We start from the raw sequence: 10,011 nt of genomic DNA, 5'->3' as shown, positions 1-10,011 counted from the left end.
ACTGCGTGCCTTTTGAAGAATGAGCCTGCGAGTTTGCGGTGTGTTGCGAGGTTAACCTGTGGTGGGGAGCCGTAGCGAAAGCGAGTCCGAAGAGGGCGATTCTAGTAGCATGCCCTAGACCCGAAGCGGAGTGATCTAGCCATGGGCAGGGTGAAGCGTGGGTAAGACCGCGTGGAGGCCCGAACCCACCAGAGTTGAAAATCTGGGGGATGACCTGTGGTTAGGGGTGAAAGGCCAATCAAACTCCGTGATAGCTGGTTCTCCCCGAAATGCATTTAGGTGCAGCGTCGTGTGTTGCTTGCCGGAGGTAGAGCACTGGATAGGTGATGGGCCTTACCGGGTTACTGACCTTAGCCAAACTCCGAATGCCGGTAAGTTGAGCGCGGCAGTGAGACTGTGGGGGATAAGCTCCATGGTCGAGAGGGAAACAGCCCAGAGCATCGACTAAGGCCCCTAAGCGTGTGCTAAGTGGGAAAGGATGTGGAGTCGCAGAGACAGCCAGGAGGTTGGCTTAGAAGCAGCCACCCTTGAAAGAGTGCGTAATAGCTCACTGGTCGAGTGATTCTGCGCCGATAATGTAGCGGGGCTCAAGTACACCGCCGAAGTCGTGTCGCCGCACCTTGTGTGTGGTGGGTAGGGGAGCGTCGTGTGCTGGGTGAAGCAGCCGCGGAAGCGTGTTGTGGACGGTTCACGAGTGAGAATGCAGGCATGAGTAGCGATTCACACGTGGGAAACGTGTGCGCCGATTGACTAAGGGTTCCTGGGTCAAGCTGATCTGCCCAGGGTAAGTCGGGACCTAAGGCGAGGCCGACAGGCGTAGTCGATGGACAACCGGTTGATATTCCGGTACCCGCCGTGGAGCGCAAGCGCTGAATCTTCTGATGCTAAGCCCGTGAAGCCGCCTGGTGGTGTCTTTGACACTTCTGGGAGTGGTGGAGCCGGTGACCCGAGGGGGTAGTAGGTGAGTGATGGGGTGACGCAGGAAGGTAGTCCAGCCCGGGCGGTGGTTGTCCCGGGGTAAGGGTGTGGCCCGTCGTGCAGGTAAATCCGTGCGACATGAGGGTGAGACCTGATGCCGAGCCGATTGTGGTGAAGTGGACGATCCTATGCTGTCGAGAAAAGCCTCTAGCGATGTTTCATGGTGGCCCGTACCCGAAACCGACTCAGGTAGTCAGGTAGAGTATACCGAGGCGTTCGGGTGAACTATGGTTAAGGAACTCGGCAAATTGCCCCCGTAACTTCGGGAGAAGGGGGGCCGCTTCTGGTGATGGGCTTTACGCCTGGAGCTGGGGGTGGCCGCAGAGACCAGCGAGAAGCGACTGTTTACTAAAAACACAGGTCCGTGCGAAGCTGTAAGGCGATGTATACGGACTGACGCCTGCCCGGTGCTGGAACGTTAAGGGGACTGGTTAGCTGTCTTTCGGGATGGCGAAGCTGGGAACTTAAGCGCCAGTAAACGGCGGTGGTAACTATAACCATCCTAAGGTAGCGAAATTCCTTGTCGGGTAAGTTCCGACCTGCACGAATGGCGTAACGACTTCTCGGCTGTCTCAACCATAGGCCCGGTGAAATTGCAGTACGAGTAAAGATGCTCGTTTCGCGCAGCAGGACGGAAAGACCCCGGGACCTTTACTATAGCTTGATATTGGTGTTCGGTTCGGTTTGTGTAGGATAGGTGGGAGACTGTGAAGCTCGGGCGCCAGCCTGGGTGGAGTCGTTGTTGAAATACCACTCTGATCGTGCTGGATGTCTAACCTGGGTCCGTGATCCGGATCGGGGACAGTGTCTGGTGGGTAGTTTAACTGGGGCGGTTGCCTCCTAAAGAGTAACGGAGGCGCCCAAAGGTTCCCTCAGCCTGGTTGGTTATCAGGTGGTGAGTGTAAGTGCACAAGGGAGCTTGACTGTGAGACTGGCGGGTCGAGCAGGTGCGAAAGCAGGGACTAGTGATCCGGCGGTGGCTTGTGGGAGCGCCGTCGCTCATCGGATAAAAGGTACCCCGGGGATAACAGGCTGATCTTCCCCAAGAGTCCGTATCGACGGGATGGTTTGGCACCTCGATGTCGGCTCGTCGCATCCTGGGGCTGGAGTTGGTCCCAAGGGTTGGGCTGTTCGCCCATTAAAGCGGTACGCGAGCTGGGTTTAGAACGTCGTGAGACAGTTCGGTCCCTATCCGCTGTGCGCGTTGGAGTCTTGAGAAGGGCTGTCCCTAGTACGAGAGGACCGGGACGGACGAACCTCTGGTGTGCCAGTTGTTCTGCCAAGGGCATGGCTGGTTGGCTACGTTCGGGAGGGATAACCGCTGAAAGCATCTAAGCGGGAAGCCTGCTTCGAGATGAGGACTCCCACCCACTTGATGGGGTAAGGCTCCCTGGAGACGACAGGGTTGATAGGCCGGAGATGGAAGCCTGGTGACAGGTGGAGTTGACCGGTACTAATAGGCCGAGGGCTTGTCCTCAGATGCTCGCGTCCACTGTGATAGTTCAGCCAATGGCTGTGTGTTTCCAAGTGAATAGTGTGTGTGTTCGCTCGGAGCACTTCCAAGTGTTCCGGTGGTCATGGCGGAGGGGAAACGCCCGGTTACATTCCGAACCCGGAAGCTAAGCCCTCCAGCGCCGATGGTACTGCATGGGGGACCGTGTGGGAGAGTAGGACGCCGCCGGACAATTTTTATGGGACCTCTGGTTTTCTCAGCGTACATGCTGAGAAAACCAGAGGTCTTTTTTTGTGTGAGCTGGAGAGGCAGGAATCACGGCGATGTCGAATTCGGACGAGGAACGGCCGGCGCGGCCCCCGCGTCGTCAGGACGGGCGGAGCGGTCAGGGCGGTCGTGGCGACGGCCGGAGCGACGATGGCAGGAACCGCGGCTATCGGCGGGACGACCGTCGTTTCTCGGGACGGGACGGCGACCGCCGTGACGCTCGTCGTGATGAGCGGCCTCGTGCGGAGCGTCCGCGTGGTGGTGGCGGGTTCCGGCGCGATGACCGACCCCGCGACGACCGGCGTGATGAGCGTTTCCGTGATGACCGGGGCCGTGGCGGCTCGGGGTTCCGGCGTGATGACCGGCCGCGTGATGACCGTCCTCGTGAGGACCGGCCGCGCGCTGGTGGCGGCGGCTACCGCCGCGACGACCGACCCCGCGACGACCGGTCGCGAGGACGTGATGCCGGCCTCCACCGGGATGACCGGCCGCGTGGCGGGGACCGCCGTGACAGCAGGCCGCACGCGGACCGGCCGCGTGGCGGTTCCGGCGGGTTCCGGCGGGACGACCGCCGTGATGAGCGGCCTCGTGCGGAGCGTCCGCGTGGTGGTGGCGGGTTCCGGCGCGATGACCGACCCCGCGACGACCGGCGTGATGAGCGTTTCCGTGATGACCGGGGCCGTGGCGGCTCGGGGTTCCGGCGTGATGACCGGCCGCGTGATGACCGTCCTCGTGAGGACCGGCCGCGCGGCGGTGGCGGCGGCTACCGCCGCGACGACCGACCCCGCGACGACCGGCGTGACGGCCGGCCCGGTGGTGGCCGGGACTTCAGGGGCGGTCCGCGCGGTGGCTACCGGCGCGACGGCCGCGGGCGCGGCCCTGAGCACCAGGGCCGGGTGCGGGACCGCGGGCAGGGGCCCCGGCTGCCCATCCCCGACGACGTCACGGGCGAGGAGATCGACAGGTCGGTGCGGCAGGAGCTGATGAGCCTGCCGAAGACGCTGGCGACCGATGTGGCCAAGAGCCTGGTGATGGTGGCCAGGCTGCTGGACGAGGACCCCGAACGTGCCTACGGGCATGCGCGCAACGCCCTGCGGCTGGCCTCGCGCGTCGCCGCCGTGCGGGAGGCGGCCGGCTTCGCGGCCTACGGCGTGGAGAAGTACAGCGAGGCGCTCACGGAGTTCCGTGCGGCCAGGCGGATGTCCGGGTCCGTCCACCTGTGGCCGATCATGGCCGACTGCGAGCGCGGGATCGGGCGTCCGGAACGCGCGCTCGCGATGGCGGGCGAGCCCGAGGTGCGGCAGTTGGACAAGGCAGGACAGGTGGAGATGCGGCTGGTCGCGGCCGGGGCCAGGCGTGACCTGGGGCAGGCGGAGGCCGCGGTGGTGACGTTGCAGAGCCCGGAACTCGCCTCGACGGCGGTGCACCCGTGGACGCCGCGGCTGCGGTACGCGTACGCCGACGCGCTGCTCGCGGTCGGGCGTTCGGACGAGGCGCGGGAGTGGTTCGCCAAGGCCGCCGACGCGGACCACGGCGGGACGACCGATGCCGCCGACCGCCTGGCGGAACTCGACGGCGTGCGGTTCGTCGACGCCCTTGACCCGGACGCCGACGAACCGGAGGAGTGAGACCGCTCAGGCGAAGCGGGCCAGGGGGTTCTCCAGGGTGCCCACCATCTGGAGGGCCTCCGCGGCCTGCGCCGGGTCCTGCACGTTGATCATCTGCTGGTTGTCGCGCAGTTGGAGGCGGTTGAGGCAGGAGAGGGCGAAGCGGTCGACGAAGAGGTCGAGGCGCGCGAACTTGTCGGCCAGGTGCGGGGCGCTCTTCTGGTAGTCGGTGACGCACGCGGCCACCGTCGCCCAGAAGTCGTGCTCGTCCAGCAGGCCCCGTTCGTCGAGGATGGCGGCGAGGAACCGGAAGAAGCAGTCGAAGACGTCCGTGAACAGGGTGAGCGTCCACAGGTCGTCGGAGATGTCCAGCCGCAGCGCCTCCATCACGGGCGGCAGCGGGACCTCGGCGTTCATGACGCCGATCTCCTCCGCGATGTCCTTCATGAACACCCGCTGCGGGACGCCGTCCTTGAGGACCATGATGACGTTCTCGCCGTGCGGCATGAACACCAGGTCGTACGCGTACAGGCAGTGCAGCAGCGGGGTGAGGTAGGCGTCGAGGTAGCGGCGCAGCCACTCGGCGGCCGGCAGTCCCGACTGCTCGATGAGCGCGCCGGCGTACGAGCCGCCCCACGGGTCCACGTGCAGCAGCGCGGCCATGGTGGCGAGTCGTTCCCCCTCGCCGAGGTACGGGACGGGGCTCTCGCGCCACAGCGCGGCGAGCATCTTGAGGTAGGGCGAGCCCTTCTTGGCGATGGCCTCGTACTGCGCGTGGTGGTAGCCGATGGAGGCGCGTTCCCGCAGCACGCGAAAGCCGTTGCCGGCGAGGAACGCGTCGCCGCCGACGACCTCGGCCACCCAGTCGTTGATGGCCGGGGTGCGGTCCATGTAGGCGGCGGAGAGGCCGCGGACGAAGCCCATGTTGAGGACCGAGATGGCCGTCTTCACGTAGTGCTTGCCGGGGGCGTCGGCGTTGAAGAAGGTGCGGATCGACTGCTGGGCCCGGTACTCGTCGTCGCTGTGGCCCAGGAAGACCAGGTGGCGGCGGGCTATTTCGGCGGCGAAGGTCACGGTCAGCTTGTTCACCCACTGCCACGGGTGCACGGGGAAGAGGTAGTAGTCGTCGAGGTCGAGCCCGAGTTCCGCCATGCGGTCGGCGTGGCGGCGCAGGGCGTCGGGGCCGATCTCCTCGGAGACCAGGGTGTCGTAGTCGAGTCCCGCGCCGGCGCGGAACGTGGCGAGGTCGCGGCGCGCGGCCAGCCACACGAGGCGGACCGGCGCGCCGGCCTCGGGGGCGTAGGCGTGGTACTCGTGGCCGTCGAAGCCGATGCGGCCGTTGTTGGCGACGAAGCACGGGTGGCCCTCGGTCATCCCGGCCTCGACGGTCTGGAAGTCGGCGCGGGCCAGCTCGGCCGACGTGCGCGGGGAGGCGGCCAGTTTGTAGGCGGCGCCGGCCAGGGTGCTGCTGATCTCCTCCAGGTAGACGGGCAGGATCTGCTCGCCCAGGCCCAGGGTGTCGCGGAGTTCGACGAAGAAGTCGAGGGGGTTCAGCGGGGCCGGCTGCCCCTCGCGCTCCCGGGTGATGCTGTCGGCGTCGACCTGCCAGTGGTCGAGTGCCATGCGGCGGGCCGCGAACCGGTAGGCGGTCTTGCCGTCGTCGGTGCGGACGGAGTACCGGCCGTCGTCGCCGCGTTCGGGGCGCAGGATGCGTTCGTGCGAGAACTCCGCTATGGCCTTGCGTATCAGCAGGCGGCCGGCGCGGTCCCAGTGCTCAAGGGTCAGGTGGGCGACGATCTCGTGGCCGGGGGCGGGGTGGGGGTGGGGGAGGGGCATCGGGTCATTCACTCCTGGTCGTCGCCGGGGCGGCGGCTGTCGCGGGGGTGTAGCTCTCGCGCGTGCAGATGCTGAGGTACGCCTCCTTACCTGGCAGGGGGACGGTGGCGGCGACGTGGAAGCCGACGGCGGCGTTCAGGGCGTGCACGGCCTTGTTGCGGACGTCGGGCTCGACGACGACGCGGCGCGTGGCCGGGTCGGCGAACAGCAGCTCCATGACGGTGGTGATGACGGCGCGGGTGAAGCCGCGCAGCGGGGTGTCGGTGGGGGCGACGAGGAAGTGCATGCCGACATCGCCCGGCACGACCTCGTAGACGCCGCCCACGGGCTCGGCCGCGGGGTCGTACCGTTCGGCGAGGAACGCGGGTTCGCCGTTGTGCAGGCCGAGGAGCGCGTCGTGTCCCGGGGTGTCGGCGATGGCGCGGAACTCGCGCCGCACGTCGTCGAGCGCGGCGTCGCCCATGAGCCAGAACGCGGACTTGGGGTGGGTGAGCCAGCGGTGGAGCAGCTCGGCGTCGGCGTCGGGATCGACGTGGCGGAAGGCGAACTCCCCGAGCCTGTCTACCTGTTTGGCGAAGATGATGGCGCTCATGCGGCTCCCAGGTGCGGCGGTCAAGCTGGGAGTGAGGTTAGCCTAACCTAAATTTGCGCGGCAATGCCGTCCCGCGGGTCCAGCGGCCTGAGCAGCAGGCCCGTGGCCGGCTTGGGGCCGAACGACGTCGACTTGTGCGGCATGGTGACGCCCGCCTCCGCGAGGGCGCGCACGGTGCTCTCGGGCACCGCGCGCAGCAGCACGGCGGTGCCGCCCGCGCGTTCCGCCTGCGTCACGGCGGCCCGCGCGTCGTGCAGGTGGCGCACGGACGCGGGCGGCACCTCGTGCCGCCACACCGCGTCGAGGAGCGCGGCGTGCAGGACGGTCGCGTCCAGGCGGCGCCAGGCGTCGGGTCGGTCGCGGCGGATCGTGCGTTCCAGGAGGGCGGCGTCCGGCCGGTCGAGCAGGTGCGGCCGGTCGCCGCCCGCCAGCACGAACGCCGGGCCCGGGGTGGCCGCGAGCGTCTCCAGGGCGTCGGGCAGCGCCTGTCCGAGCGGGCGGGAGCGGAACGCGCCGCGCAGCCGGTCGAGCGCGGTGGCGGGCGGCAGCGTCGGCAGCACGCGGTGGATGGCCTGCACGCGCAGCGGGTAGCGGTCGGTGTCGACGAGCAGGACGAGCCCGCGGTCCCAGGGCGGCCGTCCGCCGTGCTCCGCGCGCAGCCTCAGGTAGCTCGCCCAGCGGTGGTGGCCGTCGGCGATCAGCGCCCGATGGGCCGTCAGCCCGCCGGCCAGCGCGGCGACGCGCCGCCGGTCCGCCACCGGCCACAGGCGGTGCCGGGTGCCGTCGGCCGTCGTGGTGGCCAGCGCCGGCGGGAGGCTCACGACCCGTTCCAGCGCGGCGGCGGTGTCCGCGGCGCCGCGGTAGGAGAGCAGCAGGGGTTCGAGGTTGACGGCCGTGGACCGGGTCAGGTCCGCCCGGTCCGCGACGACGTCCGGCATGACGTCCTCGTGCGGCAGGACGACGCCCTCCTCCGGCGGGCTCAGCCGCAGGGCGCCGATGAGCCCGCGCTGGAGCGTTCCGCCCGCGCGCTGCTCGTACACCCACAGCGCCGGGCGCGAATCGGTGACCAGGATGCCCTCGGCGCGCCAGCGGCTCAGGATGCCGGCGGCGGCGCGGTGCGCCTGCGCCGGGTCCTCGGCGCGGGGGAGGGTCAGGCGCACGATGTTGTGGCGGTCGGCCGTCTCCAGCGCGTGCTGCCCGTCGGGGCGGACCACGACGTCGTAGGGCGGCGCGGTGACGGCGGCGAGGGAGGTGACCCGGTCCGGCGCGTAGCGCAGGGCACGGAACGGCGCGAGATCGAGACCGGCGTGCATCCCGGCATGGTAAGCCGCCGCGCCATGCGGAATGATCGTCGTGTCATGGGTGAATCGACGAACGAACGAATCGGCGCGCCGGCCGGGCCGGCGCGCGCCTTCAGGTCGGCCCCCTCGGGCGCGGCCCTGGCGCTCAGCGAGGCGTACGACACGGCGCTGCTCGACCTGGACGGCGTGGTCTACGCGGGGGGCGAGGCCCTTCCGCACGCCGTCGCGTCGCTGCGCGCGGCGCGCGAGGGCGGGATGCGGCTCGCGTACGTGACGAACAACGCGGCCAGGACTCCAGAAACGGTCGCGGAGCACCTGACGCGGCTGGGCGTGACCGCCGAGCCCGCCGAGGTCGTCACCTCGGCGCAGGCGGTGGCGCGGCTGATCGCCGAGGAGCTGCCGGCGGGGGCGCGGGTGCTGTGCGCGGGGGGCGAGGGGCTGCGGGTCGCGCTGCGCGAACGCGGCCTGTCCCCGGTGGACTCGGCCGACGACGACCCGGCCGCCGTGGTGCAGGGGTACGGCGGGCCCGGGCTGCCCTGGGGCGTGCTGACGGAGGCCGCGCTCGCGGTGAACCGGGGGGTGCCGTGGTTCGCCTCGAACACGGACCTGACGATTCCGAGCGGACGCGGCATCGGGCCGGGGAACGGCGCGGCGGTCGAGGTCGTGCGCATCGCCACCGGCCGCACGCGCGGCCCGCGGGTGGCGGGCAAGCCGCAGCCGCCGATGCACCGGGAGACGATCCTGCGGACCGGGGCGGAGCGCCCGCTCGTGGTGGGGGACCGGCTCGACACCGACATCGAGGGCGCGCACGCCGGGGGCGTCGACTCGCTGCTGGTGCTGACCGGCGTGACGGACGCCGCGCTGCTGCTCGCCGCGCCGCCTGAGCACCGGCCGACGTACGTCGCCGCCGACCTGCGCGGGCTGCTGGCCGCGCAGCCCGCGCCCGTTGCCGAGGGCGACGGGTTCGCGTGCGGGGGCTGGCTGGCCGCGGCGCGTGCGGGGCGGCTTGAGCTGTCGGGCGGCGCGGGGGACCCGGTGGACGGGCTGCGCGCGCTGTGCGCGGCGGCGTGGTCGGCGGCCGGCGCGGGGCCGGGCACGGCGGACGCGGGTGCGGCCCTAACGAGGCTGGGGCTGTAGCGGGACGTCGGCGCGGGGGCGGCACCCTGTATCCTCCAGACATGCCCGCCGTCCGCGCCTCGTCTCCGGGCCGCATCGCCCCTCAGCAGCGGGGACTGCTGACCGAGCGCATCGCGCGCGAGCTGGAGCACGACATCAGGTCGGGGAAGATTCCCGTCGGTGCCAAGCTGCCCTCGGAGCGCGAGCTGGCCGCGCAGTTCGGCGCGAGCCGCAACGTGGTCCGCGAGGTCCTGCGGCGGCTTGAGGCCCAGCACCTGATCGCGGTGGCGCCCGGCCGCGGCTCGTTCGTCAGCGAGCAGTCCTCGGGGCAGGCGCGCAGTTACGACGGGCTGTACCGCGCGGGCCGGCCGACGGTCAGGCAGTTGATCGAGGCGCGCATCCCGTTGGAGGTCGAGATCGTCGGCCTGGCCACGGAGCGGGCCACCGAGGCGGACCTGGCGGCGATGCGGGTCGCCAACGACGCCCTGCTGAACGCGACCGACGTGATCGACAAGGCGAACGCGGACCTCGCGTTCCACGACGCGATCGCGGCGGCCAGCGGCAATCCGGTGCTGCGGATCATGCTGTCGTCGATCAGCGGCATGATGTTCGAGATGATGCTGCGTTCGAACTCCGACCCGTCGATCGGGGAGCCGGGGGTGCCGCACCACCCGGAGATCCTGGAGGCCGTCCTGGCCGGCGACGCCGACCTGGCGCGCCGGCGGATGCGCGAGCACCTGCGGCTGGGGCTGCGGACCTACGGTCCCGACCTGGACGTGAGCGTCGGCGTGATGGCGCAGCAGCACATCGAGACGCTGCTGCGGCAGGCGGAGGACCGGCAGGCGTAGCGCCGGTCGGCGC

6 protein-coding genes and 2 rRNA genes (1 of these 8 only partly in view) are annotated in these 10,011 nt (G+C 69.5%); 5 read left to right on the top strand and 3 right to left on the bottom strand.

From position 1 onward, the window contains the following. The 3 genes from LC193_RS03905 to LC193_RS03890 form a co-directional block, all read left to right on the top strand. A 23S ribosomal RNA gene (locus LC193_RS03905) occupies positions 1-2,455 on the top strand; it begins 658 nt to the left of the window's first position. 90 nt (positions 2,456-2,545) lie between these two features. Further along, positions 2,546-2,662, top strand: a 5S ribosomal RNA gene (rrf, locus tag LC193_RS03900). Between the two features lie 932 nt (positions 2,663-3,594). After that, a complete protein-coding gene (locus tag LC193_RS03890) occupies positions 3,595-4,326 on the top strand; it encodes a hypothetical protein (RefSeq protein ID WP_226078472.1) in 732 nt (243 codons plus the stop codon). A 6-nt stretch (positions 4,327-4,332) separates the two neighbouring features. Here the strand turns inward: LC193_RS03890 and LC193_RS03885 are convergent, their stop codons facing one another. Genes LC193_RS03885 through LC193_RS03875 form a run of 3 tightly spaced genes read right to left on the bottom strand, consistent with a single transcriptional unit; the run spans position 4,333 to position 8,046 of the window. Continuing rightward, entirely contained in the window at positions 4,333-6,141 is a 1,809-nt protein-coding gene (locus LC193_RS03885; protein ID WP_226071593.1) for an IucA/IucC family protein, read from the bottom strand. Between the two features lie 4 nt (positions 6,142-6,145). Next, a complete protein-coding gene (locus LC193_RS03880; protein ID WP_226071592.1) occupies positions 6,146-6,733 on the bottom strand; it encodes a GNAT family N-acetyltransferase in 588 nt (195 codons plus the stop codon). A gap of 47 nt (positions 6,734-6,780) precedes the next feature. Further along, the gene (locus LC193_RS03875; RefSeq protein ID WP_226071590.1) at positions 6,781-8,046 is read right to left on the bottom strand and encodes a DUF1015 family protein; all 1,266 of its coding nucleotides are present in this window, start codon (positions 8,044-8,046) and stop codon (positions 6,781-6,783) included. 45 nt (positions 8,047-8,091) lie between these two features. Here LC193_RS03875 and LC193_RS03870 point away from each other — a divergent pair, with 45 nt between their 5' ends. Further along, positions 8,092-9,171: an HAD hydrolase-like protein gene (locus tag LC193_RS03870; RefSeq protein WP_226071589.1), complete on the top strand. Its 1,080-nt coding sequence runs from the start codon at positions 8,092-8,094 to the stop codon at positions 9,169-9,171. A gap of 41 nt (positions 9,172-9,212) precedes the next feature. After that, entirely contained in the window at positions 9,213-9,998 is a 786-nt protein-coding gene (locus tag LC193_RS03865; protein WP_226071588.1) for a FadR/GntR family transcriptional regulator, read from the top strand. Positions 9,999-10,011 lie beyond the last annotated feature (13 nt).

Source organism: Streptomyces marincola (genome assembly GCF_020410765.1).
GTDB classification, from domain to species: domain Bacteria; phylum Actinomycetota; class Actinomycetes; order Streptomycetales; family Streptomycetaceae; genus Streptomyces; species Streptomyces marincola.
Note: the sequence above shows the minus strand (reverse complement) of the source record. Positions and strands in the feature narration are given on the sequence as shown.

Bases quoted from the DNA above. Each gene is read 5' to 3' on its own strand.
- LC193_RS03870 (WP_226071589.1), top strand. From the start codon at position 8,092: ATGGGTGAATCGACGAACGAACGAATCGGCGCGCCGGCCGGGCCGGCG.
- LC193_RS03880 (WP_226071592.1), bottom strand. From the start codon at position 6,733: ATGAGCGCCATCATCTTCGCCAAACAGGTAGACAGGCTCGGGGAGTTC.
- LC193_RS03875 (WP_226071590.1), bottom strand. From the start codon at position 8,046: ATGCACGCCGGTCTCGATCTCGCGCCGTTCCGTGCCCTGCGCTACGCG.
- LC193_RS03885 (WP_226071593.1), bottom strand. From the start codon at position 6,141: ATGCCCCTCCCCCACCCCCACCCCGCCCCCGGCCACGAGATCGTCGCC.
- LC193_RS03865 (WP_226071588.1), top strand. From the start codon at position 9,213: ATGCCCGCCGTCCGCGCCTCGTCTCCGGGCCGCATCGCCCCTCAGCAG.